We start from the raw sequence: 25,550 nt of genomic DNA, 5'->3' as shown, positions 1-25,550 counted from the left end.
TACCCCGCACCACCGCCAACCCCAGGCCCCGCCGGAGGTAATCATGAATCGCCTACCGTTCCTCCCACTCTTGATCGCTGCGATATTAACCACTCAAGCCAGCGCCGAATCCATCGTCCCGCTCAAAGGTCAGACCTCCCAGCAAACCCAGATCGACATCAACGACTGCCACTCCATCGCCTCGACTTCAACGACGTCCACACCGCAAACCGGCGGCCGTCTCAAGGGCGCCGCTGTCGGTGCCGCCGCCGGAGCCGCAGGTTCTGAAGTCCGCGGTCGTCAACACGACGAGGTTTACGATCGCGTCGACGATGATCGCAAGCAGGATTACCGACAGAACCGTGCGCAGCAAACCGCCGCGGCCGGTGCGGTAGTCGGTGGCTCTCGACAGCGGCAAGAGCGGCGCGCGCAGAGCAAAACCGATGCAGCGGCCAGTTCCAGTGCCTACACCGGGTGTTTGCAAGGACGCGGCTATCAGGTCACGCCTTGACGGCGGGTTCTGTGCCCATGGAGCAGGTGCATCATCAAAACGCCGTAAAGCGTTACCAGGATAAACAGGGCCATGCGCACGGCAAATGCTGTGTAGACGTCTTTGCCTGCCGCGCTGTCCTGCACCGATTGGCCGAGCAGGATGATCATTGTTATCAGGGTGTTGAGCCAGAACCCCGGGCTGAATTGCGTCGGGCTGAGGCGATAGAGTTTGCGCGCCAGCCATAGCCCGATCAGCAACATCCACAGGAAGAACATCCACAAGTGCACGAAAAGGCTTAATCCGCACCACACCAGCACCGCCAAAACGCCGGCGAGCAGGGTCGAGCCGACCAGTTCGCGCCCCGCGTGATGAGTGTTTGTCGTGGAGCTTTGCTGGCCGAGGCTGACGGCTTTGAGGATGATCGGCATGTAGCTGGCCGGGTCGCTCAGGGCCAGCAAAAAGGTCGGCAGCACGATCAGCGTGGCGCGCAGGGCCACGCGCGGTACCTCGTCGGCGGGCATGGCGGGCGGCTTGGGTGGGACGGGGCTGTTTGCCGGTTCCGGGAATAATGCGTGGCTGACGCCAACCACCGCGACTGCCAGCAACAGGCCTTTGACCAACGCACCAATCACCGCTATCGCCAGATCGAATTCAGCGAACCCGGCGGCGGAGATCATGGTCATGCCGATCACCAGAAAGGTCACGATCAGCGGGTTGCCGCCGCGCAAACCAAAGCGGAACACCAGAAACAAACCGAGGCCGATCAACAACACGCCACTCACCGGGTAGTAACGCAGCAGCGGCATCAGCAGCAGGCCGATGCTGGTGGTGAGCGCCGCGACCAACGCTAGCACCAGCGCACCTTTGAGCGGCAATGGTCGGGGCAGGCTGGCCAGCAGCAGCACCGCCAACACCGGCGAGATAAACGCCAGCGGCAGCGCCAGCGCATAACTGGCGGCGGTGCACAGCGCCGTGCCGAACGCCAGGCGCAACGCTCGTTGCGCCGGGACGCTGCGCTCAGTAGGCATACGACAGCCAGCTCATCAGCCCGACAAACAGCCGCCCCAGCGGATTGAGCGGGTTGCCTTCGGTGGGGAAGGCCATGACTTCAGCCTGACCACCGGCACGGATCGCGCGGCTGTCGATCAGGCGTTTCTTCGCCTCTGGCGTGAACTCGATGATCACCGGAAAACGCTGCGCCGGACGTAACCAGTCGCGGCTGTTCTGAATGCTTGGCAGGGTGCCCGGCGCGGGTGTCTGGCCGACGCTGACGCCATAACCGACGCTGCGCACCTGCCCATCAAGTACTGCGCCGGGCAACGCGTCGAGGACGATGGCCACCGGCGTTCCGGGTTGCACACGGCCAAGGTTGTTTTCGGTGAGGTCGGCGCTGATCCATACGTCGTGGATGGCAATCAAGGTCATCACCGGGCTGCCAGCCGCAGTGAACTGGCCGACGTCGGTGCGCAGGTCAGTGATCAATCCGGCCGAACGCGCACCGATGCGGGTGTTGGCCAGGTCCAGTTCGGCCTTGGCCAGTGCCGAAGCGGCGCTGCGCAATTGCGCGTTGGTCTCGGTGTTGCCACCTTCCTGTTCCTGGGCGCGTTGCACCTCGGCGCGGGCGGCGGCGACCTGGGCGACCGCCTGTTCGCGGTTCGCTCGCGAAACTTCAAGCAAGCGCACGGAGATGGTGCCCGGATCCTGTTTGTACAAACCTTCGAGGCGTTGATTGTCTTGCCGCGTCTTGAGTTCGTTGGCTTGCGCGGCGCGTAGCGAGGCTTGCGCCGAAGCGATGCCGGCGGTGCTGGCGCCGACCTGACGGCGGGTCGACTCCAGATCGGCTTTCGCCCGATCCACGGCGATTTGCAGCGGCTGCGGGTCGAGTTCAAAGAGCACGTCGCCAGCCTTGACGTCCTGATTGTTGCGCACGTTGACCCGGATCACCCGACCGGCGACTTCTGCCGCCACCGGGATCACGAATGCGCCGACCCGCGCCTGCTGGGTATAAGGCGTGTAGCGGTCGGCGAGCAGATACCAGGCCAGGCTCAGCACAATCACCAGCAGCACCCAGCGGATGCCTTTTTTTGCCGGATCGGTCGGGGCTGGCGCGGGAGTCGGAGCCGGGGCGGGAGGTGCGGCGTCAGTCATGGCGGCTGTCCTGCGACGGGAGTGGATACAGCGGTTGGGCGGGCGGCGCGGTGAGCAAGTCGCCCCAATTTGTGCGTTGTTGCATCTGTTCGCGGGTCGGTTCGTCGACCTGCGGCGAAGTGCTTTGCCAACCGCCACCCAGGGATTTGTAGAGGGCGATCAGGTTGCTCACGGCGTTGCTGCGGCTGACCAGATAGTTGTCCTGCAATTCCAGCAGTGCGCGTTGCGCATCGAGTACCCGCTGAAAGTCCGAATAGCCTTCGCGGTATTGCGTGTTGGCGAGCACCAGCGAGCGCCGCGCCGCACCTTCGGCTTCACGCAGAATGCGTTCGCGCTCCAACGCTTTACTCAGGCCGCTGGCGGCATCGTCAGCCTCGCGTGCGGCCTGGCGAACCTTGTCGCGGTAGGCCTCGATCAGTTGCTGCAAACGCGCGTCCTGGACCCGCACGTTGTTGCGGATGCGCCCGTAATCGAAGATGTTCCAGCGCAGGCTCGGGCCGCCGATCAGGTCGAAGCTGCGCGGAGTGGCGCCGAGGGTATCGCTCGACCAGACGATGCTGCCGAGTAAGGTCAGCGACGGATACAGATCGGTTTCGGCGACCCCGACCAGCGCCGATTGCGCGGCGACATTCAGTTCCGCCGCACGCACGTCCGGGCGGCGCAGCAGCAGGTTGGCCGGAACGTCCTGCAGTACGGCGCGATCCGTCAGCGGGATCAGCCCGGTTTGCTCGGCCAGCAATGCTGCGCCACCGGGCGGCTGGCCAACCAGCACCGCCAGAGCGTTGCGCGTGCGCAACAGTTGATCCTCGAAGGCCGGAATGCTGCTCAGCGTGCCGAGGTATTGGGTCTTTGCCTGCTGCAGGTCGAGCTCGGCGCTCTGGCCGCTGTTGAAGAGTTTTTCGGTGATCTCGAAATTGCGTTTTTGCTGCACGGCGTTTTCCCGGGCAACGCGCAGTCGTGCCTCGGTGGTGCGCAGGGAGAAATAGGTGTCGGCGACTTGCGCGCGCAGGAGTACGAGGGCGTCCTCGTAGTTGGCCTGTGCGGCGAAATAGCTGGCGTCCGAGGATTCGATGGCACGGCTGAAGCGGCCCCAGAAATCCAGCTCCCAACCGACATCGAACGCGGCGCTGTGCTGCCAGAAGTGCAGATCCTGAGGATTGCTGCCGCCCGACTGACGACGGTCGACATACAGGCTGTCGACCCCGACCTGTTGCAGCTGCGGGTAGCGACCGCTTTCGGCGACGCCCAGTTGGGCGCGGGCTTCGAGTACCCGCAGGCCGGCGATTTTCAGGCTGCTGTTATGCGCATCGGCGGCGGCGATCAGGCGGTCGAGTATCGGGTCGGCAAATACCTGCCACCACTGGCGCAGATCCGGTTGGGCAGCGCGTTCGCTGGCCTGCTCCAGTGCCGCGCTGTTCCACTGCTTGCTCCACGCTTCGCCCGGCGCCTGAAAGTCCGGTCCCAGGCGTACGCAGCTGCTGACACTCAAGGCGCCAAGCAACAACAGGTAACCGGGCCGCGTCAGCAGGGCTGTTGTTGAAGGCATTGCGTTATGTCCCTGACCCGCAAATATCAGTGGAGCATAGACGGCGAATTGCAAGTTGTTCAGGTGAATCTGCTGCTACGCTTTTCAGGCGTCTGCACCCCACCCAAACAGGTATAAAACCATGGAAACTGTCCAAGATCCGCTGACACCGACCCCCGCTGCCACCTGGCGCTTCAAGGTTGGCGTGGCGATCATTTGCCTGATGCTGGGCTCGTGGCTGATGGTGCCACTGGCCGCCGCCCTCGACGTGCCCGGTTCGAAAGTCGCGGCGCTGACCGGCGTGCTCTTTATCAGTAACAAGGTGCTGTTGCTGGTGGTCATCGCAGTGATGGGCAAGGCCGGGTTTGCCGAGCTCAAACGCACCATTGGCCGACATGTCTCGGGGATGCTTCCGACGCCTGTCGCTGAAGTCTCGCCACTGCGGCATCGGGTGGGCGTGGTGATGTTTTGCCTGCCGTTGCTGTCGTCGTTTCTGGAACCGTATTTCGATAATTTCTGGCCGGGGTTGCGGCCCAATCTGTGGCAGATGCAGATGCTCGGGGATCTTATGTTCATCGGCAGCTTCTTTGTGCTGGGCGGCAATTTCTGGGACAAGGCCCATGCACTTTTTGTGCGTACGGCGAAGGTGGTGTCCGTTTGAACGTTGATTGCTAGAGCCATTGTGGCGGGGGGATAAAACCCCTCACCACAAGGTAGGCGTGAGGTCAGCGGATGTGGGCGGCAAAGCCCACTAGATCCGGCGCAACGTGATCCTTGAGGGTCAACGCAGGAATGTCGTACTCCCCCGCGTTCTGCTGCCGAAATGCAATTGGCCGTGTACTCCATAACTCGTCCAGACGCTGGCCCAACGCCTCGGTCGTCTCGGTGAACCGCGCTTCATCCATCCGGCTGACACGATAGGTCAGGAAGGGCGGCAGCACGTCAAAACCAGGGTAGTAGAGAACGCCATGCTGAATCGGAAACAGCAGATCATCGATTGGCCCGTTGATCCCGCGCGGGGCGTAATGCGACTCCCAGCCACCGGTGGTGACCATCAACATCGCCCGTTTGCCTTTCATTTTGCCTTCGCCATAACGCTCGCCCCAGCGGCTGTCGGAGTGCTCGCCGACGCCGTAGGCAAAGCCGTAGGCATACACGCGATCGACCCAGCCTTTGAGAATCGCCGGCATGGTGAACCACCAGAGTGGAAACTGCAGGATCAGTGCATCGGCCCACAGCAGTTTTTCCTGTTCGCCAGCAATGTCGGCGGATTGGGTGCCTTCGGCGTAGGCGACCTTTGAGTCGAGGGAGGCGTGAAACGGTTTCGTCGTATCGCGTTCCGGCGCGTCATCGGCGTCAAGGGTGGCTTTCCAGTTCATCGCGTAGAGGTCGGAGACCTGCACGTTGTGGCCGGCGGCTTGCAGGCGCTGGACGGTGAAGTCGCGCAGCGCGCCGTTGAGGGATGTTGGTTCCGGGTGGGCGTAAACCAGTAATACGTTCATGTTGCAACTCCGTTGGCTGAGTGACAGCAGGATCGGCGTTCAACCGGTATATTGGAAATGAATGTCTGATATGTCTGGTATAGCCATGAATAATTTAAGACGGCTGGATATCAATCTGCTGTTGACCCTCGATGTGTTGCTGTCGGAGCACAACGTCACCCGCGCGGCCCAACGGTTGAATCTGTCGCAGCCTTCGGTGAGTGTGCATTTGGCCAAGCTGCGCGACATCTTCGGCGATCCGCTGCTGTTGCCCGGGCCGCGCGGCATGCGCCCGACGGCGCGCGCCGATGAGTTGCGTGAACCGTTGCGCGAGGCACTGGAAGCGTTGGAGCGGGCGGTGGCGCCGGCCAGTGCGTTCGACCCGGCGCAGGCGACGCACACCTGGAAAATCGCCGCGACGGATTACGGCGAGTCGACGGTGGTGCTGCCGGCCCTGCGCGGTTTGCGCGAACAGGCGCCGGGCACGCGGCTGGCGGTGATCGATCTGACGCCGGCGCATTTGGTCAAACAGGCCGAGCAGGGCGTGTTCGATCTGGCGCTGCACATTAGCGAAGACGCGCCGCCGGAGTTGCACCGACGGCCGCTGTTTACCGAGCGTTATGTACTGGCAGGTCGAATCGGCCATCCGGGGCTGAAGTCTGCACCCACACGCAAACAGTTCTGCGCGCTGGAGCACGTGATGGTGTCGCGCGAGGGTGGGGGCTTTTTCGGGGTGACCGACCGGGCGTTGGCCGATGTCGGGCTGATGCGCAAAGTGGTGCTGTCGGTGCCGCACTTTCTGATGGCGATGTCGGTGTTGGCCAGCACCGATCTGGTGGCGATGCTGCCGTCACGACTGGTGCGTGGCAACCCGGCATTGCAAGTGGTCGACGCGCCGCTGGAGGTGCCCGGTTACGAAATGGCGATGTTCTGGGGCGAACGCTCGCACCGCGATCCGGCGCACAAATGGCTGCGCGAGCATTTGCTGGCGTCGGTCTGAGACGTTGTCAGGCGTGGCCCAAGGCAATCGCAAACGACACGACGATCATGCACGCAAATGCAAAATTGAGATTCATGAGGTGTTCATCCTGAGACTTTTAGAGTGGGGTCATTCTGAACAGGTTGAAAGCAAAGAAAAAATTCGCCTTATTGATTCCAAAGATCGAAACAATCGATACCTGCCGATTTGTTTTTGCCCGAGGCTTTGGTTAGTCTCGCGAAACCTGCAACTACAAGCACAAACAGGCACAACCATGCACGATCATTCAGCGGCTGAACTGCCATCCCTGCGCCGGCAGAAAATCCTTTTACTGCTCGAACGCGACGGCAAAGTCATGGCGTCCGAGTTGAGCCAACACTTCGCGGTGTCCGAGGACACGATCCGCCGTGACCTGTCCGAACTGGACAATGCCGGGCTGGTGCAGCGCGTGCACGGCGGGGCGTTGCCGCGTCCGAAGGATTCCGGAAAGGATTACTTCACGCGGCTGGACGAGACGGATGAGGTCAAGATCCGTTTGGCGCAAAGAGCGGCGCAGGAGATTGAGGACGGGCAGATTGTGCTGTTCGATTCCGGCTCGACCACGCTACAAGTGGCGCGCTCGTTGCGTGCAGATATCAGCATCACGGCGGTGACTGCTTCGCCGATGACGGCGATTGCCTTGTCCGAATTCAAGGCAGTGAAAGTGATTCTCGCTGGCGGCCAGCTGAATCCACGGACGATGGCGGCGGGTGGGCATGAGGCGCTGCGTTTGCTCGCAGGGATCAGGGCGGATCTGGCGATTACCGGGGTGTGTGCGATTCATCCGGAGGTGGGGATCACCTCGCTGCATTTCGATGAAGTGCCGGTAAAGCAGGCGATGCTTGATGGCGCGACGCGAGTGATTGCAGTGACCACGGCGGACAAGTTGGGAGCGGTGGAACCGTTTGTGGTGGCGCCGTGTACGCGCCTGCATACGCTGATTACCGAGCGGCATGTAGCGTCGGGGAGTGTCGAGGATTATCGGCGGTTGGGGATTGTGGTGGAGCAGTTGCCGGATTGAGGTTTTGTGGTGGGGTTGATGACCTCATCGCGAGCAGGCTCACTCCTACAGGAGATCGCATTCCATAATGTAGGAGTGAGCCTGCTCGCGATAGGGACAGTGCAATCACCGCAACTTTTCAAGCATCTGGTAATACCACATCCCCGCCGCCAACAACGGATTGCCCAACAAATCCCCCATCGGCACGCGAATGTGCTGGCACTGGGCAAACGTATCGAACTGCTCCAGTTGCCCGGTGATCGCCCGACTCATGATTTCGCCCATGATGTGCGTCGTCGCGATGCCGTGCCCCGAATAGCCCTGGCAGTACCAGACGTTGTCCGAGAGCTTGCCCAGTTGCGGAATGCGGTTGATGACGATGCCCATCGCGCAGCTCCACTGGTAATCGATCTGCACACCTTTGAGCGCCGGGAAGGTCTGCTCGATGCACGGGCGCAGTTCGGCGGCGATGTCCCGTGAATCCTTGCCACTGTAGTTGGCACCACCACCGAACAACAGGCGGCCGTCGGCGGTGAGGCGGTAGTAGTCGAGGACGAAACGGCAGTCATACACCGCAAGGTCTTCGGGGTTGATCTGTTTTGCCAGATCGCCCAGTGGCGCGGTGGTGACGATCCCGCCCATGGCCGGGAAAATCTTGCCCTTGAGCTGCCCCGGTTCGAGCTTGTGGTAGACGTCGCCGGCGAGCATCACCTGATTTGCATCGATCTGCCCGTGAGCCGTGCGCACACCGGGCGTAGCGCCGTGAATGATCTCCAGCACTTCGCTGTTTTCGAAGATCAGCGCGCCAAGACTTTCCGCCGCCCGCGCTTCACCGATGCACAGGTTGAGCGGATGCAGATGCATGTTGCGGATGTTCTTGATTGCGCCGTGGTAGAGGTCGCTCTGCAGCAGATCACGCACCTGACTGCGGTCGAGCAGGCTGACTTCATCGCCTAATCCGCGCCGTACGGCTTCTTCGTAATCCTTGCGCAAGTCAGTCATGTGGCTGGGCTTGTACGCGGCGTGTAAATGGCCGTGTTTGAGGTCGCATTGAATGCCGTATTTCTCGACGCGTTGCTGGATGATTTCATGCCCGCGCCAGCGCAGGTGCCAGATGAAATCATCGACGTCGTCGCCGAGCTTCGGGCGCATCTGTTTGCGCATCGCGCCGTCACCGGAAAGGCTGCCGGTAACTTGTCCGCCATTGCGCCCGGTGGCGCCCCAGCCGATCTTGTGGCTCTCGACGATAGCGACTTTAAGGCCTTTTTCGGCGAGTTCGACAGCGGTGGCAACGCCGGTGAAACCGCCGCCGATAATTACCACATCAACCTTGTGCCGGCCTTGCAGGGTCGGGTAGTTGGTGTCCTGGTTGAGGGTGGCGGTGTAGTAGGAGTTGCAGCGTTCGGTCATGTCAGTGTCCACACAAATTCTTAGGTTGTACGCGGTCCCTGTAGGAGTGAGCCTGCTCGCGATAGCGGTGTGTCATTCACAGATGATTTGACTGACATGGCCTCATCGCGAGCAGGCTCACTCCTACAGGGGGTAGTGGTGAGTCTTCAGGCTTCGGTGAGATACCACCGCCAATCCTGCTCACCCACCTCCGCCATGAACTGCTGGTACTCGGCACGTTTCACCGCCAGATACACCCCGAGAAATTCCTGCCCCAAGGCATCCCGTGCCCACACCGAATTCTCCAGCGCCTGCAGCGAGGTCAACCAATCGGTCGGCAACAATTCCTTCGCCTGCGCATAACCATTGCCCTCAACCGGCGCACCGGGATCAAGGTCTTCACGAATGCCACGATGAATCCCGGCGAGGATCGCCGCCGCTGCCAGATACGGGTTGGCATCGGCGCCGCAGATGCGGTGTTCGATGTGCCGAGTGTTGGCCGGGCCACCGGGTACGCGCAGGCTGACGGTGCGGTTGTCGACGCCCCAGGTCGGCGCCAGCGGTGCGTAGCTGTTGGCCTGGAAGCGTCGATACGAGTTGGCGTTCGGGCAGAACAGCAGCAACGAGTCGAGCAACGACGCGAGCATGCCGCCAATCGCCGTGCGCAGCAGCGGCGTGCCGGCCGGGTCTTCGGAGGCGAACAGATTTTGCCCCGCGCCATCGGCCAGACTCACGTGCATGTGCATGCCAGTGCCGGCCAGATCATCGAACGGCTTGGCCATGAAGGTCGCCTGCATGCCGTGCTTGTGGGCGATGGCTTTGACCAGCCGTTTGTAGCGCACGGCCTGGTCCATCGCCTCCAATGCGTCGCCATGTTCGAGGGTGATTTCCACCTGACCCGGCGCGTATTCGGAAATCGCTGTGCGCGCCGGAATGCCGTGCAGTTTGCAGGCGCCGTAGAGGTCGGCGAGGAACGGTTCGATCTGTTCCAGCTCACGCAAACCGTACACCTGAGTGTGTCGCGGTCGACCACCGTCAGCGTCCAGCGCCGGTTGTGGGCGGCCGTTGTGATCGCGTTTGGCATCGAGCAGGTAGAACTCCAGTTCGCAAGCCATCACCGGGTAATAACCCTCGGCTTTGAGGCCGTCGATGACCTTGATCAGCAAGTGCCGAGGGTCGGCGATGCTCGCTGGCATGCCCTCGGTCGGGTGCATGCTGACCTGCACGGCGGCGGTCGGAATCTGCCGCCATGGCAGGCGCACCAGGCTGCCTTCCAGCGGGTAGGCGCGGCAGTCGATATCGCCGACGTCCCAGACCAGACCGGAGTTCTCGACGTCTTCACCCTGCACGGTCAGACCGAGGATGGTGCTCGGTAGCGGTCGACCGCTTTCGTATACAGCGAGCAGTTCTTCGCGGTGCAACAGCTTGCCGCGCGGCACGCCGTTGGCGTCGAGAATGAACAGCTCGATCATGTCGATATCGGGGTTCTGTTCAAGGAACAGGTGTGCGTCTTCGATGGCTGCGAATTTCATAATCAATCACTCACGATGGCGCCGCACAGGCGCGCAGATTCGGGCCGGACACGACGCAGCAATAGGCGTGGCTGTCCTGGCAGGGATATCAAGAAGCAGGGGGCTGTCGCGGTTCTTTAACGGACGCGATCAGACAGACCGGGCGATATCCGGCGGGCGTGCGGAGTGACGCAGCTTGGAACGGCGCAGGGCCATGGGGAGATTGACGATACGATTCATACGCCGCCCCTGTGGGAGAGGGCGCGCAGGGTAGAGACGTTCAACGATTTTCGTTGTTGTGGTGACGTACTCATAACGCGTGTTTCCGTTGGCGGAAAACGTCGGTGGCGGGCTGACCCGCCGACCGGTGTGCCCGGATAGTAAGGGGGAATTCGCGGGCGTGTAAACGGGAGATTCGCAGGCCAGGGTTCAACGCATCAGATGAAAGCCCAGCCCGGCGAGGGCGCAAACGATCAACACACTGATCACACCGCGCTTGAAAACGAACAGCGCCAATGCTGCCGCAACCGCCAGCATCAGCGAAAACAGATCCAGCGCCCCGGCAAAACCGTTCGGCCAGAACACGTGATAGGCGAAAAAAAACGCCAGATTCACAATCACCCCGACCACGGCAGCGGTGATTGCCGTCAGCGGTGCGGTGAACTTCAGTTCGTTGTGCGTCGATTCCACCAATGGCCCGCCGGCCAGAATGAACAGAAACGAGGGCAGAAAGGTGAACCAGGTCACCAGGGTTGCTGCCAGTGTGCCGGCAGCAAAGGCATGTTCGGGGCCGAACGTCGGTTGCACGTAGGCACCGACGAAACCGACAAACGCCACCACCATGATCAGCGGGCCCGGGGTGGTTTCGCCGAGGGCGAGGCCGTCGATCATCTGCGTCGGCGTCAACCAGCCGTAATGCCCGACGGCGCCCTGATAGACGTAAGGCAGCACCGCGTAGGCGCCGCCAAACGTGAGCAGCGCGGCTTTGGTGAAGAACCAGGCCATTTGCGTGAAGGTGCCGTCCCAGCCGAACAATGCTGTCAACAACGCCATCGGTAAACACCAGAGCACTGCGCCGACCAACCCCAGGCGCAGCAGCTTCGGCAGGCTGAAACGGGCGTGTTCCGGCGCCGGCGTATCGTCGTCGATCAACGCCGGGCCGAAGGATTTTTCGCTGTTGCGCGCACCACCGTTGCTGAACCGCTGCGGTGCGAAACGTCCGCCCATATAGCCGATCAGCGCAGCCCCGAGGACGATCAAAGGGAAGGGCACGTTGAAGGCGAAAATCGCCACGAACGACGCCCCGGCAATCGCCCACAGCCAAGCATTCTTCAAAGCACGCGAGCCGATGCGATGTGCGGCGTGCAGGACAATCGCGGTGATGGCCGGTTTGATCCCGTAAAACACCCCGGCCACTGCCGGCACGTCACCGAAGGCAACGTACAGCCAGGACAACGCGATCAGAATGAACAACGACGGCAGCACAAACAGCGCACCGGCGATGACACCGCCCCAAGTGCGATGCAACAGCCAGCCGATGTACGTCGCCAATTGCTGAGCCTCGGGGCCAGGCAGCAACATGCAGTAGTTGAGCGCGTGCAGAAAACGCTTTTCAGAGATCCAGCGTCGGCGCTCGACCAACTCCTGATGCATGATCGCGATCTGCCCGGCCGGGCCGCCGAAACCGATGCAGCCGAGTTTCAGCCAGAAGCGCCAGGCCTGGCGCAGGGTGACGGGATCGGGGCGGTGCAGGTTGTTCGGCGCTGTGCTCAAGCGAGACTCCGGAGTTGGGTCCTGGCGGAGCGGCTATCTAATCAGACTTTCAACCCTCACCCCAGCCCTCTCCCAGAGGGAGAGGGAGCCGACCGCGGTGTCTGGCGTTATCCATCGACCTGAAAAATCGAGTCGATTATGGATTTGATGGTCACCCGAAGGGGCCGACCGCGGTGTCTGGCGTTATCCGTCGACCTGAAAGATCGAGTCGATTATGGATTTGATGGTCACCCGAAGGGGCCGACCGAGGTGTCTGCCGTTCTCCATGACCGGAAAGATCCCATCGATTGTGGATTCACCACAACTCCTTCACGTCGGCGTACTTCTGCAATATCCCCCAATCAGTCCCCTCTCCCTCAGGGAGAGGGCTAGGGTGAGGGGCTTTTGCTTTTCAGGCATGCGCCAGACTCCAGCGCAACGCCGCATCCCGACCGCATTCCCGGCCCTCGACCCAGTGAGAACCCCTGGGTGAGCGTGGGGCTCATGCAGAAAACTCCGGGATCGGGCTATAGATTCGCGGGGCGTTAAAAACGCGTCCAATCGCTTGTTCCGATGTGGTGATTGCTTTGGTCGATCAACCGAGATGTGTATTGGCTGGTCCGGCCTCATCGCGAGCAGGCTCACTCCTACATTTGGAATGCGTTCCCCTGTAGGAGTGAGCCTGCTCGCGATGAGGGCATGACATTCAACGACGATTATTCGGCAGACACTTCAACCCCAAACAACTTCCGCGCCTCGGCAAAACATTTCTCGGCAATCGCCGAACGCGGTTCGGTCTTGCGCATCACCAGCCCCAATGGCGCCAGCACACTGGCATCCGGCAATTGCATGAACGACAGGTGCTCGATCGGCTCCTCAAGCCCACTGTCCAGCGGCATGATCGCGCAGCAGAAACCTTGGTGAATCGCCTGCAACAGTTGATAAGTCGAATCGCTTTCCATGATCGGCTGCGGGCTGAGCCCACGGCTGCGAAAGCTCAAGTCGATGGATTTACGGTAATGCATGCCAGCAGTGATCATGCCCAGCGGCAACTCGGCGGCCTCTTCCCAGCTCATTTGCGAGCCTTCGAAATGGAAATGCCGGTTGTCGTAGAGCAACCCTACGCGCGTTTCACCGATCTCGAAAAACTCGAAATAGTTCGGGTTGACGTGGTCGAGGTAGCACACGCCCAGATCGAGTTGATTGTTGCCCAGCCTGGCGATGATCTCATCGGAACTGAGCGACGACAGGCTGAACTTCAACTCCGGATACGTCCCCGACAAACCCTGAATGTAATTGACCGGATTGAAGCTGCTCAGCGGCACCAGACCCAGACGCAAACTGCCCACCAGTTGCCCGCGACACGCCGCCGCTTCGGCAAACAAGCCATCGTGTGCCGCCAGCAAAGTGCGCGCCCAGGCCAGCACACGTTCGCCAGCCTGGGTGAAACCTTCAAAGCGCTGGCCACGGTTGACCAGCACCAGATCCAGCTCGTCTTCCAGATTACGCAGGCGCATCGACAACGTCGGTTGGGTGATGTGGCAGCGTGCGGCGGCCTGGCCGAAGTGGCGGGTTTCGTCCAGCGCGATCAGGAACTTGAGTTGCTTGATGTCCACGATGGCACCTGCTCGATGGAAAATTTTTGATTGAGTATTGACGCAGATGCGCGAGACGCACGAAAGCGCAGGGTGCGACGATCTCACTTGAACGGTTATCCGTCCAATCGGAAGTGTTTAAGTGACTATCGATCAGCTCTATCAGGGCCGGTTTTACTGGCCTTGAACAATGTGAAAGGCACCGATAGAGCCGCTCGATAATGTGGTTGGCCAGAGTGATTAGACAGTACTCATAAGTGGCACTTAGGCTGCTCGGCAATGTTGATTAACTGCTGCCGGAGAACTGTCATGAGCGCAAAAGCCGATGCCCTGTTTGTCCCCCTGAACATCGCCGTGCTGACGGTCAGCGATACTCGCGATTACGCCAGCGACACCTCGGGCCAGTTGCTGGTCAGTCGCTTGCTGGAGGCCGGTCATACACTGAGCGAGCGCAACCTGCTCAAGGACGATCTGTACAAGATCCGCGCCCAGGTCGCCCAGTGGATCGCCGACGAAGGCATTCAGGTGGTGCTGATCACTGGCGGCACTGGTTTCACCGCTCGCGACAGCACGCCGGAAGCGGTGGCCTGCTTGTTTGATAAGCAGATTGACGGCTTCGGCGAACTGTTCCGGGCGATTTCGATTCTGGATATCGGCACGTCCACCGTGCAAAGCCGCGCGCTGGCCGGGCTGTCGAACGGCACGCTGGTGTGCTGCCTGCCGGGCTCGACCGGTGCCTGCCGCACGGCGTGGGAAGGCATTCTTGCCGAGCAACTCGACAACCGTCATCGCCCGTGCAACTTCGTTCCGCACTTGAAAGCCGTGCAAGCCTGCGGAACACGTGGATGAATCGTTCACCGTTGATGCCGGTCGAAGACGCACTCGACCAGTTGTTGCGCATGGCTGATCAGCAAGCGTTGGCAGACAGCGAAGTGCTGCCGCTGGATGACGCGCGTGGGCGGGTGCTGGCCAGTGATCTGGTGGCAACACTCGACTTGCCGCCGTGGCCGAACAGCGCCATGGACGGTTACGCGCTCAATCTCGCCGATCTGCACCGTCAGCCGTTGAGGGTCTCGCAAAAGGTTTACGCCGGGCAGGCGCCGGATACCTTGCTGCCCGGCACCTGCGCACGGATTTTTACCGGCGCACCGCTGCCGCCCGGCGCCACCTGCGTCGAGATGCAGGAGAACGTCGACGTGCTGGAGGACGGCCGCGTGCGCTTCTTGCAGCCACTCAAGGCGGGGCAGAACATCCGCGCGCAAGGTCAGGAAAATCGCGTCGGCGACATCCTGCTGCGGGCCGGCAAGCGCCTTGGGCCGTTCGAACTGGCAGTCGCCGCCGGGCAAGGGCTGACGCACCTGCACGTGGTGCGTCGCCCGCGTGTGGCGCTGCTGTCGACCGGTGATGAACTGGTCGAACCGGGTCAGCCGTTGCGCCTCGGCAGCATCTACAACAGCAACCGCGTATTGCTCGGCCACTGGTTGCGAGAGCTGGGCTGCGAGGTGATCGACGCCGGCATCCTCTCGGATCGCCCGGCGCAGACGCGGCTCAAGCTTGAGCAACTGCATGTGGCGACCGACCTGATTCTGACCACGGGCGGGGTGTCTGCCGGCGATGCCGATTGCCTCGGGCAGGTGCTGCGCGACAACGGCAAACCGCTGTTGTGGAAACTCGCGATCAAGCCTGGCAAACCGCTGACCGTGGGCCATTTCGGCACGGTACCGGTGATTGGTCTGCCGGGCAATCCGACCTCGGCGCTGGTGACTTTTGGTTTATTGGCACGGCCGTATCTGCTGCGTATTCAAGGCGTGGAAGAGGTCATGCCGCTGAGTTTTACAGTCAATTCAGGATTCGACTGGTCCAAGGCCGGCGGTCGTCGTGAATACCTGCGGGTGAAGCTGGAAGCAGGGCGTGCGGTGCTCTATCCAAACCAAAGCTCCGGCGTCCTGCTCGGCGCGACCTGGGCCGACGGGCTGGTTGAAATCCCTGAGCACAGCACGCACAACCTCGGCGACCCGCTGCGCTTCATCCCCTTCAACGAACTGTTCTGACCTCACCACCAATCAAACTGTAGGAGTGAGCCTGCTCGCGATGAAGGAGGGTCAGTCGACGAAGATGTTGAGTGGGCCGGCGCCATCGCGAGCAGGCTCACTCCTACAATGGTTTTGTGGTTGTCATCAATATCCGCGGTGTACGCTCCCACAGGGTTTCGGGGTGCCTGGAGAGAAGGATCAGCTCAAGACATAGTCCACCGGCTTCAGCGCCGGCGGTACTTCTGCACCCAGTTCGCTGAGGATATCGCGCTCGATGGTGCGCACCAGTGCATCGGTGGGCAGGTCGTTTTCGTCGCGGCCGAACGGGTCTTCCAGCTCATCGGCAATCGCATCCAGGCCAAAGAACGTGTAGCTGACAATCGCCGTGAACAGCGGCGTCAGCCAGCCCAGCGGCTCTGCCATGGCAAACGGCAACAGGATGCAGAACAGATAAATCGTCCGGTGCAGCAACAGTGTGTAAGGAAACGGCAGTGGCGTGGTTTTGATCCGTTCGCACACCGCTTGTGCCTGAGTCAGGCTGGTCAAATGGTTGGCCAGCAGCATGTAGCGCCATTCAGTCAGCTCGCCGCTTTGATGCAGATCGGAACACTGCTGGCCAACCGTTTGTAGAATGCGCCCACTGTAATCCGGCGTCTGCGGATCGGGTTTCGGCATGATCCATTGGCCGCTGGCGTCCGCTTCGCTTTCCTTGCGCAGCCGCGCGTTCAACGCATGAGCAAAGCCACACAGATTTAGCAACAACGGCTTGCGCTCAGCCGACTCACGAATCACATGGGTTTCACGAATCACCGAACGAATGTGCACGATCACTTCGCCCCACGCCTTGCGCGCCTCATACCAGCGGTCATAACAGGCGTTGTTGCGAAAACTCATGAAGATCGACAGCGACAAACCGAGCAAGGTAAACGGCGTGGCGTTGACCTTGGTGAAGTTGCTTGGATGGAGGATTTCCACCAGCACGATAGCCGAAGCGAGCAGGGTGACCATCAACGTGCGCAGGGCGATGCGTTTGGCGATCGAACCCTTGAGGGTGAAGAGAATGGCGAACTGGTTGACCTTGGGTCTGATGATCATGCTGTGCTGTTCCGATAACCGATGAAACTGGCGGGATCAGCCGCCGGTCATGTTCATGAAGCGCACGACCTGAACATCATCGTTCACTTCGAAAGTGTGCCGATACGGCTTGAGTTTCATCGCCTCGACGATGGCTTTCTCCAGCCGCTGCGGTTGCCCCGGATGCGCACGCAGCACCGCTTTGAGATCGACCGAATGCTCGTTACCCAGACACAGTAGCAGGCGCCCTTCAACGGTGAGGCGCACGCGGTTGCAGGTGCCGCAGAAATTGTGGCTGTGCGGCGAGATAAACCCCAGGCGAATCTCCGGCGCCTCGGCCAGCCGCCAGTAGCGTGACGGGCCTTGCGTCGACTCGGCAGAGTCGATCAGGGTATAGCGCTCGGCGATTTTTTCGCGCACTTGGGCGCTGGAGAAAAACGACTCGGCGCGGCTGTGTTCACTGATGATCCCCAGCGGCATCTCTTCGATGAAAGAGACGTCGAGCTGACGATCTATGGCGAAGCTGACCAGATCATTGATCTCTTGATCATTACGGCCCTGCATCACCACAACATTGAGTTTAGTGCGGGTAAAACCGGCCTTGCGCGCGGCATCGATGCCTTTGATCACTTGCGCTAGATCGCCGGTGCGGGTCATCTGTTTGAAGCGCTGCGGATCAAGGCTGTCGAGGCTGATGTTCAGGCGCTTGACCCCGGCGTCGAACAGCGGCGCGGCGAGTTTGCCCAGTTGTGAACCGTTGGTGGTCATGCACAACTCGCGCAGACCGGGCAGGGCGGCGATCTGCTCGCACAACTTGACCACGCCCGGACGGATCAGCGGCTCGCCACCGGTCAGGCGAATCTTGCGCGTGCCGAGCGCCACAAAGCTCTGCGCCAGTTGATAGATCTCTTCCAGGGTGAGGATTTGTTGCCGTGGCAGAAACTGCATGTCTTCGGCCATGCAATAGACGCAGCGGAAGTCGCAGCGGTCGGTCACCGACATGCGCAGATAGTCGACGCGGCGGTTGTAACCATCGATCAAGACACGCTCTGACATGACAGCCTCGCAGGAATGAAAACCCCGGTTGAAGGAGTTTGGTCAGCGCAGGTTATGGCTAACTTTAAGTGCCGTCCAATCACTGTTAATGAACGGGTGATTGATCCCGTCGATGAACAAATTCTTTTCGCCGAAAGTTGCTTCTTTAGTTTTGCAAACTCCAGTAAATAAAGGTTTTTTCGCCGTGATGGAGGCTTTCGACAAGGCGGTCATTACAGTGTCTGAGCTGGTTGTTGTTGATCTTCCCGAGCCCCTGATTTTCCCTGTAGGAGCGAGCCTGCTCGCGAAGGCGTCAGGTCAGACACATTGATGTTGAATGTAATGGCCTCATCGCGAGCAGGCGAAGGCCTACAGGGATTTGTGGTGGTTGGAGAATATGTAAACACCGCCGAACACTGTGGGAGCGAGCCTGCTCGCGAAGGCGTCAGGTCAGACAACGTTGATGTTGAATGAAAGGCCTCTTCGCGAGCAGGCTCGCTCCCACAGGTGTTGTGGTGTTTTTGATATGGGGTTTACTGCGCGCCGAACATCGCGGTCCAGTAGATCCCGGCGCTGCTTTTCGGGTCGGTCGCGTAGGCGGCGCCGAGTTCCTGGTATTGCGGGTTCATCAGGTTGGCGCAATGGCCGGGGCTGGCGAGCCAGCCTTCGACGACTTTGTGCACGGTGTCTTGCCCGGCGGCGATGTTTTCGCCGACCTGTTGGCCGCTGTAACCGGCGAGTTCCGCGCGATCGCCCGGGGTGCGGCCGTCGCGGTCCTTGTGGTCGAAGTAATTGTTGTTGGCCATGTCGCGGCTGTGATCCTGGGCGATCGTGCCCAGTGTTGCATTCCAGGCCAAGGGTGCGGCAGCGGCGAAAGCCTGACCACCACACTGACGCGCCTGGCTGCGAGCGACGTTGAGTTCACTGAGCAATTTCTGCCCCTCACTTTGCGCATCGCCCAACTTGGCCGACAGCAGTGGCCGCGCCAGCACGATGCGCCAGTCACGGTCATCGCGGCTGACACCGACATCGACGAACTGCGGATCGAGCACCACCTGACAGAAACTCTCCTGAATCGCCTGCATTGCCGACGCCGCATCACGCGGGCCGTTGAGGGTGATCGCCTGCACATTGACCATCGGGTAACTGGCGCTGGCCATGGCTTGTTGCAGATCGACAGCTCCGGTGGCGCGTAATCTCAGACGCGGATCGGCCGACAACGGTGGCAGTTCATTCGACGCCTGCGAACCACAACGCTGCGGTTGGCTGCGATAACTGTTGATCGACTCGATCAATTGCGACTCATCGCCGGCCAGCGCCGGGATGGCCAACATAACGCCCACGGACAACGCGGCAAGACGCAAAACGGATGGCATGAAGCGCATGGAAATCTCCCTTGAGCTGAATGCGCCCATGATGCGCGAAACGACCCCGGTGAGTGCAATGTCTTTTTTCTTCATTCGGCCTGTTTTCTGCGCAACTTTGCCGATGGATTTGCCGTCTACACTCACCGAAGACCCCGCAAATCGGGTGTCTCCCCGACGTAACACCTTGCCCGCATCGGGCGCTGCCGGAAGAACAGACATGGGATTGAAAGGCTGGGCGGGTTGTCTCGTATTCACCCTGTTGGCAGGCTCTGCATGGGCCACCGATCAGGCCCCGATCAAAGCGAAGGCTGAAGAAAAAGCCCAAGTGCTGGAGGAGAAAGCGGCGGACAAAGTCAGCGCCGCACCGGCACCGAAAGCCGAAGCCATCACCCCGACCGAAGTGCAGGCGGTCGACCCGGCCGGCGCGGCGCCGCTGGATGATCCGATCACTTGCCTGGCGCGCAGTATCTACTGGGAAGCCAAAGGCAAAGACACGCCGGAAATGGAAGCGGTGGCCAGTGTGGTGATGAATCGCCTCGGCCACGAAGGCTTCCCCGACACGGTGTGCGCTGTCGTCAAACAAGGCTCGGAAACCAAGAGCTGCCAGTTTTCCTGGTGGTGCGACGGGCGTCCGGATCAGGTCAAGGAAGATGCCGAATACACGCTGGCCAAGGATATCGCCCGCAAAGCGCTGAACCGCCAGCTCAAGGATCGCACCAACGGCGCGCTGTATTTCCACGACCGCAATGTTCATCCGAGCTGGGCCAAGGAATACCGCAGAACCGCTGAAACGAAAAAATTCCTCTTCTACAAACCTGCCGGTGGCGACGCGCGTTAAGCGCAGACCTGCCGTACACATTCGCGCAACCAGCGATGCGCCGGGTCGGCGCCCATTCGCGGATGCCAGAGCATCGACACGCTGATGTCCGGCATCGCGAAGGGCAGGGCGAAGCTGTGCAGACCGGTGCGCAGTTTGCTGGTGTGCCGCTGCGGTACCGTGGCGATCAGCTCTGATTCACGCACCAGCGTCAGCGCCGCCGAGAATCCACCGAATGAGGTGACGATGTCTCGCGTCAGGCCGAGTGCGAGTAACGCTTCGTCGACCGGGCCGCTGCTGCGTCCGCGGCGTGAGATCAGAATGTGCTCGCCGCCGGCAAAGCGCCTGCTAGTGATTTTCCCCGTGCTCAAGGGATGCCCCTCACGCACCACACCGATCCACTGATCCTGAAACAGGATGCGGCTGTGCAGCGTCGGGTCGGTGCTGTCGTCGACCACGCCGGTTTCCAGATCGACGCGACCTTCGCGCAGCGGCGTGCTGTCCTTGTCGGCTTTCTGCACAAAGCGCAGACGCACGCCGGGTGCTTCTTCGGCGATCCGCGCGAGCAGGGCGGCGGCAAAGGTTTCGACGAAGCCGTCGGTGTTGCGCAGGGTGAAGGTGCGTTGCAAGCGGCCAGGGTCGAGCACTTCGGCGGGCCGTAAAACCGCCTCGGCGTCTTGCACCAGATGACTGACCCGTTCGCGCAATTCCAATGCGCGCGGCGTTGGCACCAAGCCACGCCCCGCTCGCACCAGCAACGGATCGCCCGTGGTTTCGCGCAGACGGGCGAGGGCGCGGCTCATGGCCGAAGGGCTCAAGCGCAGGCATTTGGCGGCGCGGGCGACGCTGCCTTCACGCAGTAACACGTCGAGGGTGATCAGCAGGTTCAGGTCCGGCGTGGTCATGACATAGCGTTCCATGCAGGTATTGAGTGCAAAGCATGCGTCTTGCGCCGGGTGTTGTCGAGGCTCAGGCTATGGCAGAACACCTTTGCGCTGCGAGCCTCCCATGTCCCGAGAACCCCTGAGCACTCCTGCCCGTTGGGCGCTGACCAGTCTGGCCCTGTCGATGTTGATGCCATCGCTGGACACCAGCATTGCCAACGCCGGTTTGCCAATTCTGGCGACGGCGTTCGATGCGACGTTTCAGCAAGTGCAATGGATCGTGCTCGCTTACCTGCTGGCGATCACCACTTTGATTGTCAGTGTCGGGCGGCTGGGCGATGGCTTCGGTCGGCGTCGATTGCTGTTGATCGGGATCGGCATTTTCACCAGCGCTTCGCTGGCCTGTGCGCTGGCACCGGGACTCGGTTGGCTGATTGGCGCACGGGCGGTGCAAGGTGTTGGCGCGGCGATCATGTTCGCCTTGACCGTGGCGTTGGTGTCAGAAGCGGTGCCCAAATCGCGGGCGGGCAGCGCGATGGGCTTGCTGGCAACGATGTCGGCGACGGGCACCAGTCTTGGGCCGTCGCTGGGCGGGTTGTTGATGACGCATGTCGGCTGGCAGGCGATTTTCCTGCTCAACGTGCCGTTGGGCTTGCTCAATGCGTGGCTGGTGTACCGCTATTTGCCGGCGGATCGGGCAGCAAGGCGGCGCATGGCGTTCGATTATTCTGGCAGCGCGGTGCTGGTTTTCACGCTGGCAGCCTATGCGCTGGCAATGACGCTCGAAGGTTTCACGTTGCCGTTGTTGCTGGCCAGCCTGTGCGGTGTCGGGTTGTTCGTCGTAGTCGAGAAGAAGGCCAAGGCACCGTTGATTCGCTTGTCGCTGTTCAGCGACCGGCGACTGAGCAGCAGTCTGGCGCTGACGTTGCTGGTGACAACGGTGATGATGACCACGCTGGTGGTCGGGCCGTTTTACCTGCATCGGGGCTTGGGTCTCAGCAGCACAATGGTCGGAGTGGCGTTATCGATCGGACCGTTGTTGTCCGCAATGAGTGGGGTACCGGCGGGACGTTTGGTGGATCGCTTCGGTGCGCGACGAATCGTGCCGGGCGCGTTGCTCGGGATGGCCGGCGGTTGCAGCTTGCTGGCACTGTTGCCCATGAGGATGGGACTGCCCGCGTACGTAATGCCGATCATGGTGATAGCTGTCGGTTACGCGTTGTTCCAGGCAGCCAACAACACCGGACTGATGGCCGGGGTCAGGCAGGATCAGCGTGGCGTGGTTTCGGCGATGCTCGGGCTGGCGCGCAATCTTGGGTTGATTACCGGGGCGGCAGTAATGGGCGCGGTGTTTGCGCTGGCGGCGGGGGATCCGACGCAAGCCCCTGCAACCGTCATTGCCAGCGGCTTGCACATTACTTTTGGCGTCGCGGTGGCATTGATGGCTATGGCTTTGATCATAAGCCGAGCGCAGTTCAACTGTAGGAGCGAGCTTGCTCGCGAAGAGGCCGGCACAGCCAACATCTCCGGTGACTGACTCTCCGCTTTCGCGAGCAGGCTCGCTCCCACAGGGGATCGATTGGATCAGTAGATCTTCAGCCGAACCGAGATCAAATGTGGGAGCGAGCCTGCTCGCGAAGAGGCCGGCACAGCCAACATCTCCGGTGACTGACACTCCGCTTTCGCGAGCAGGCTCGCTCCCACAGTGAATCGGGTTGATCAGTAGATCTTCGGCCGAACCGAGATCGAATGTGGGAGCGAGCCTGCTCGCGAAGAGGCCGGCACAGGCAACATCTCCAGTGATTGATACACCGCTTTCGCGAGCAGGCTCGCTCCCACAAGGGATCGATTGGATCAGTAGATCTTCGGCCGAACCGAGATCGAATGTGGGAGCGAGCCTGCTCGCGAAGAGGCCGGCACAGCCAACATCTCCGGTGACTGAAACAGCGCTTTCGCGAGCAGGCTCGCTCCCACAGGGAAAAGTGGTGATGTTCAACCCCGAGGTTGCCGGGCGGGGAAGAACAGTTCGAAGCAGGTGATGCCATTCGCGCTGCTGACGCTGTAGCGGCCCTGATGCAGTTGCATGATGGTCGCGACAATCGACAGGCCGAGGCCATTGGATTGCGCCGAGCGCTCGCGTGACTGGTCGACCCGGTAGAAGCGTTCGAACAACCGCGCCAAGTGTTCCGGCGCAATGGTTGTGCCGTGGTTGCGTACCCGCAGATAGCTGCCATCCGCCTCGGCAATCGCTTCCACCTGCACCGTCGAATCCGCCGCGCCGTACTTGATCGCATTGGCACACAGGTTGGCCAACGCGCGGCGCAACAACATCGGCTCGGCCCAGATCACACCGCTGCCACGCGCTTCAATGCATACCCCGACATCAGCCGCCAATCCTTCAAAGTAATCGGCAATGCGCTGCATCTCATCCGCCGCATCCAGCTCCTGGCGCTGGCTCAAGGCACTGGCCGGGTCGGTGCGCGCCAGAAACAGCATGTTGTCGAGCATCCGCGTCAGCCGCTCAAGCTCCTCGACGTTAGAGGCGAGCAACTGCTGGTAGGCCTCGATGCTGCGGTGCTGCTGCAGCGCGACCTGAGTTTCGCCGAGCAGATTGTTGATCGGCGTGCGTAACTCATGGGCCATGTCGGTGGACACCTGACTCAACTGCGCAAAGCCCTTGGCGAGGCGGTCGAGCATGGCATTGAACGCTTCGATCATCGGCTGCAATTCTCGTGGCGCACCGCTGCTGGCGAGGCGTTCACCAAGGTTGCCGACGCCGATACCGTGGGCGTGTTTCGCCAGTCGCCGCAATGGCAACAATCCGCGATACACCAGCAAACAACCGACCACCGCCAGCAACAACGCCGCCAGCGAGGCCAGGCCATAAACACTCAGGCGGTAATTGGCGAGCATCGCCGTGCGCTCGCTCATCAGGCGCCCGGTGGTGACTTGCAGATTGCCCAGCTCACCGGAATCGATACTCGCTGCCACCGCCGAAAACGGTACGCCGTCGACACTCGGCAAATGCTGCACATCGTTCAGCGTCATCGCATGATCGATGGGTACTGCTGGCAACGTCGGCGTGTTCAGATTGCCCGGGTTGACCACCAGCAGCGGCGGTTGCCCTGGTGCGCCGATGGTCAGCAGTGCTTCGCGGTTGCCGAGCATGTTCTGGAACAGCGCCGGTTTGTTCTTGATCAGCTCCAGGGTGTTGCTGTCGTTGAGGAAGCTGCGCAACTGATCGACGCGGCTGACCAGCGCGGTGTCATCACGGCGGATCAACTGTTGCTCCAGTTCGTTGTACAGCGCGGCACCGAGGCCAGCCAGCGAAGCGAAGGCGAGCAAGGCGAACACCAGTGCCAGGCGCAGGGTCAGCGAATACGCGCGTCGGCTGCTCATGGCTGCGTATCGAAGCGATAGCCGATGCCGCGCACGCTGTGGATCAGCTTGAGCTGGAACGGGTCATCGATCTTCGCCCGCAAGCGGCGCACGGCGACATCGACGACGTTGGTGTCGCTGTCGAAATTCATGTCCCACACCCGTGAGGCGATCAGCGAACGCGCCAACACCTGCCCGGTATGCGTGGCGAACAACTGCAGCAACGCAAACTCCTTGTTGGTCAGGGTGATGCGCACCCCGGCGCGCGTCACGCGGCGCTTGAGCACGTCGATCTGCAGGTCGGCCACTTGCAGTTGTTCGTCTTCATGGATCGGCCCGCGCCGGGTCAGGGTGCGCAGGCGCGCCACCAGTTCGGCGAAGGAAAACGGCTTGATCAGGTAATCGTCGGCACCCAGTTCCAGGCCTTTGACGCGGTCAGCGATATCGTCGCGGGCGGTGAGGAACAGCACCGGTGTGTCCGCTTCCTTGCGCAACCGGCGCAGGACTTCCCAGCCATCCATTTTCGGCATCATCACATCGAGCACGATCACATCGAAACTGTGTTCCAGCGCCAGGTGCAGCCCGTCGGCACCGTCGCGGGCGAGGCTGACGCTGTAACCCAGTTCCTGCAAACCATTGAGCAGGTAATTGCCCGCCTTGGGTTCGTCTTCGACAACCAGAATATTCATCGATCAGCCTCAATGGTCATTGATGCAGCCGCTGCCTTGTACCTGATAGTCCAGCACATGTTCGCGGCCCTGATGGTCGAGGTAATTCAATTGCGCCGGGACCACGCCACACGTTTGTGAAATATCGGTGCTGGACAGGACTTTGTCGACATCCAGATGGACGTAGAAGCCGGATTTGTCATGAATCACGGCGGTGTCGGGCATGTTCGCGGCGAACACGCTGCCGGTGGCGAGGAGGGCGGTGAAGGCAAGCAGGAGGCTTTTCATGGTCAGTCACTCAGTGGTCAAAGTTGATCGGCATTGGCGCCGGGACAACTTCAGGCTACCGAGCGATCCGCACGGCAAACCGACAGCTGAATGACAAAGTTGTAATGAAACGGAT

At 61.1% G+C, this 25,550-nt stretch carries 24 protein-coding genes; 9 read left to right on the top strand and 15 right to left on the bottom strand.

The annotated features are described in order from the left end of the window. Window positions 1-43: 43 nt before the first annotated feature. Window positions 44-490: a YMGG-like glycine zipper-containing protein gene (locus tag HU718_RS18390; protein WP_186614776.1), complete on the top strand. Its 447-nt coding sequence runs from the start codon at window positions 44-46 to the stop codon at window positions 488-490. Here HU718_RS18390 and HU718_RS18385 read toward each other — a convergent pair. From HU718_RS18385 to HU718_RS18375, 3 genes are read right to left on the bottom strand one after another with little or no spacing between them, the layout of a single operon-like run. Next, the gene (locus HU718_RS18385; protein WP_150708752.1) at window positions 475-1,500 is read right to left on the bottom strand and encodes a DUF2955 domain-containing protein; all 1,026 of its coding nucleotides are present in this window, start codon (window positions 1,498-1,500) and stop codon (window positions 475-477) included. The two genes, HU718_RS18390 and HU718_RS18385, sit on opposite strands and share 16 nt — an antisense overlap. After that, entirely contained in the window at window positions 1,490-2,620 is a 1,131-nt protein-coding gene (locus tag HU718_RS18380; RefSeq protein WP_186614778.1) for an HlyD family secretion protein, read from the bottom strand. The genes HU718_RS18385 and HU718_RS18380 overlap by 11 nt, the downstream gene beginning before the upstream one ends. After that, the gene (locus tag HU718_RS18375; RefSeq protein ID WP_225936811.1) at window positions 2,613-4,166 is read right to left on the bottom strand and encodes an efflux transporter outer membrane subunit; all 1,554 of its coding nucleotides are present in this window, start codon (window positions 4,164-4,166) and stop codon (window positions 2,613-2,615) included. Before HU718_RS18375 ends, HU718_RS18380 begins: the two co-directional genes overlap by 8 nt. 121 nt (window positions 4,167-4,287) lie before the next feature. On the opposite strand from HU718_RS18375, the gene HU718_RS18370 reads away from it, so the two are divergent. Beyond that, window positions 4,288-4,806 carry a transporter suffix domain-containing protein gene (locus tag HU718_RS18370; RefSeq protein ID WP_016982834.1) on the top strand — a complete coding sequence of 173 codons (519 nt, stop codon included), beginning with the start codon at window positions 4,288-4,290 and terminating at the stop codon, window positions 4,804-4,806. Between the two features lie 64 nt (window positions 4,807-4,870). Here the strand turns inward: HU718_RS18370 and HU718_RS18365 are convergent, their stop codons facing one another. Continuing rightward, on the bottom strand, window positions 4,871-5,647 hold the full coding sequence (locus HU718_RS18365) for an NAD(P)H-dependent oxidoreductase (RefSeq protein ID WP_186614780.1): 777 nt from the start codon (window positions 5,645-5,647) through the stop codon (window positions 4,871-4,873). Between the two features lie 85 nt (window positions 5,648-5,732). Between HU718_RS18365 and HU718_RS18360 the strand changes: the two genes are divergently transcribed. Together HU718_RS18360 and HU718_RS18355 are read left to right on the top strand one after the other, a co-directional pair. Beyond that, window positions 5,733-6,626, top strand: a complete 894-nt coding sequence (locus HU718_RS18360) for a LysR family transcriptional regulator (RefSeq protein ID WP_186614782.1) — start codon at window positions 5,733-5,735, stop codon at window positions 6,624-6,626. A gap of 253 nt (window positions 6,627-6,879) precedes the next feature. Beyond that, window positions 6,880-7,665 (top strand): DeoR/GlpR family DNA-binding transcription regulator, encoded by a 786-nt coding sequence (locus HU718_RS18355; protein WP_186614784.1) that lies wholly within the window; start codon window positions 6,880-6,882, stop codon window positions 7,663-7,665. 105 nt (window positions 7,666-7,770) lie between these two features. Here HU718_RS18355 and HU718_RS18350 read toward each other — a convergent pair whose 3' ends face one another. The 4 genes from HU718_RS18350 to HU718_RS18335 all read right to left on the bottom strand — a co-directional run bounded on the left by HU718_RS18350 (window position 7,771) and on the right by HU718_RS18335 (window position 13,912). Beyond that, window positions 7,771-9,054 (bottom strand): NAD(P)/FAD-dependent oxidoreductase, encoded by a 1,284-nt coding sequence (locus tag HU718_RS18350; RefSeq protein WP_186614787.1) that lies wholly within the window; start codon window positions 9,052-9,054, stop codon window positions 7,771-7,773. Between the two features lie 146 nt (window positions 9,055-9,200). Beyond that, complete coding sequence (locus tag HU718_RS18345) at window positions 9,201-10,565, bottom strand: glutamine synthetase family protein (protein WP_186614789.1); 1,365 nt, start codon at window positions 10,563-10,565, stop codon at window positions 9,201-9,203. Between the two features lie 408 nt (window positions 10,566-10,973). Further along, window positions 10,974-12,317 carry a chromate efflux transporter gene (gene chrA / locus HU718_RS18340; RefSeq protein ID WP_186614791.1) on the bottom strand — a complete coding sequence of 448 codons (1,344 nt, stop codon included), beginning with the start codon at window positions 12,315-12,317 and terminating at the stop codon, window positions 10,974-10,976. Window positions 12,318-13,012: 695 nt separating this feature from the next. Continuing rightward, window positions 13,013-13,912: a LysR family transcriptional regulator gene (locus HU718_RS18335; RefSeq protein ID WP_150708760.1), complete on the bottom strand. Its 900-nt coding sequence runs from the start codon at window positions 13,910-13,912 to the stop codon at window positions 13,013-13,015. A 288-nt stretch (window positions 13,913-14,200) separates the two neighbouring features. Here HU718_RS18335 and moaB point away from each other — a divergent pair, with 288 nt between their 5' ends. Further along, window positions 14,201-14,740, top strand: coding sequence for a molybdenum cofactor biosynthesis protein B (gene moaB, locus HU718_RS18330; protein ID WP_186614793.1), 540 nt, complete (start codon window positions 14,201-14,203; stop codon window positions 14,738-14,740). Further along, the gene (locus HU718_RS18325; protein WP_186614795.1) at window positions 14,737-15,942 is read left to right on the top strand and encodes a molybdopterin molybdotransferase MoeA; all 1,206 of its coding nucleotides are present in this window, start codon (window positions 14,737-14,739) and stop codon (window positions 15,940-15,942) included. Before moaB ends, HU718_RS18325 begins: the two co-directional genes overlap by 4 nt. Before the next feature lie 180 nt (window positions 15,943-16,122). On the opposite strand, the gene HU718_RS18320 is transcribed toward HU718_RS18325, so the two are convergent. Together HU718_RS18320 and moaA are read right to left on the bottom strand one after the other, a co-directional pair. After that, window positions 16,123-17,019, bottom strand: coding sequence for a bestrophin family protein (locus tag HU718_RS18320; RefSeq protein ID WP_186614798.1), 897 nt, complete (start codon window positions 17,017-17,019; stop codon window positions 16,123-16,125). 36 nt (window positions 17,020-17,055) lie between these two features. Beyond that, window positions 17,056-18,054: a GTP 3',8-cyclase MoaA gene (gene moaA / locus HU718_RS18315; RefSeq protein ID WP_186614801.1), complete on the bottom strand. Its 999-nt coding sequence runs from the start codon at window positions 18,052-18,054 to the stop codon at window positions 17,056-17,058. Window positions 18,055-18,166: 112 nt separating this feature from the next. On the opposite strand from moaA, the gene HU718_RS18310 reads away from it, so the two are divergent. After that, complete coding sequence (locus HU718_RS18310) at window positions 18,167-18,364, top strand: hypothetical protein (protein WP_186614803.1); 198 nt, start codon at window positions 18,167-18,169, stop codon at window positions 18,362-18,364. A gap of 202 nt (window positions 18,365-18,566) precedes the next feature. On the opposite strand, the gene HU718_RS18305 is transcribed toward HU718_RS18310, so the two are convergent. Next, a complete protein-coding gene (locus HU718_RS18305) occupies window positions 18,567-19,418 on the bottom strand; it encodes a CAP domain-containing protein (RefSeq protein WP_186614805.1) in 852 nt (283 codons plus the stop codon). 199 nt (window positions 19,419-19,617) lie between these two features. Here HU718_RS18305 and HU718_RS18300 point away from each other — a divergent pair, with 199 nt between their 5' ends. Beyond that, window positions 19,618-20,238, top strand: coding sequence for a cell wall hydrolase (locus HU718_RS18300; protein ID WP_150708766.1), 621 nt, complete (start codon window positions 19,618-19,620; stop codon window positions 20,236-20,238). Here HU718_RS18300 and HU718_RS18295 read toward each other — a convergent pair. Then, complete coding sequence (locus HU718_RS18295; protein ID WP_186614808.1) at window positions 20,235-21,122, bottom strand: LysR family transcriptional regulator; 888 nt, start codon at window positions 21,120-21,122, stop codon at window positions 20,235-20,237. The two genes, HU718_RS18300 and HU718_RS18295, sit on opposite strands and share 4 nt — an antisense overlap. Before the next feature lie 103 nt (window positions 21,123-21,225). Here HU718_RS18295 and HU718_RS18290 point away from each other — a divergent pair, with 103 nt between their 5' ends. Continuing rightward, complete coding sequence (locus HU718_RS18290) at window positions 21,226-22,638, top strand: MFS transporter (RefSeq protein ID WP_186614811.1); 1,413 nt, start codon at window positions 21,226-21,228, stop codon at window positions 22,636-22,638. A 455-nt stretch (window positions 22,639-23,093) separates the two neighbouring features. Here HU718_RS18290 and HU718_RS18285 read toward each other — a convergent pair whose 3' ends face one another. From HU718_RS18285 to HU718_RS18275, 3 genes are read right to left on the bottom strand one after another with little or no spacing between them, the layout of a single operon-like run. Further along, window positions 23,094-24,500 carry a heavy metal sensor histidine kinase gene (locus tag HU718_RS18285; protein ID WP_186614814.1) on the bottom strand — a complete coding sequence of 469 codons (1,407 nt, stop codon included), beginning with the start codon at window positions 24,498-24,500 and terminating at the stop codon, window positions 23,094-23,096. After that, window positions 24,497-25,168, bottom strand: a complete 672-nt coding sequence (locus tag HU718_RS18280) for a heavy metal response regulator transcription factor (RefSeq protein WP_016985270.1) — start codon at window positions 25,166-25,168, stop codon at window positions 24,497-24,499. Before HU718_RS18280 ends, HU718_RS18285 begins: the two co-directional genes overlap by 4 nt. A gap of 9 nt (window positions 25,169-25,177) precedes the next feature. Further along, complete coding sequence (locus tag HU718_RS18275) at window positions 25,178-25,435, bottom strand: DUF2790 domain-containing protein (protein WP_150708770.1); 258 nt, start codon at window positions 25,433-25,435, stop codon at window positions 25,178-25,180. Window positions 25,436-25,550 lie beyond the last annotated feature (115 nt).

The sequence above is a fragment of the Pseudomonas tensinigenes genome (genome assembly GCF_014268445.2).
Lineage (GTDB): Bacteria > Pseudomonadota > Gammaproteobacteria > Pseudomonadales > Pseudomonadaceae > Aquipseudomonas > Aquipseudomonas tensinigenes.
This window is presented reverse-complemented; position numbering and strand designations above follow the sequence as displayed.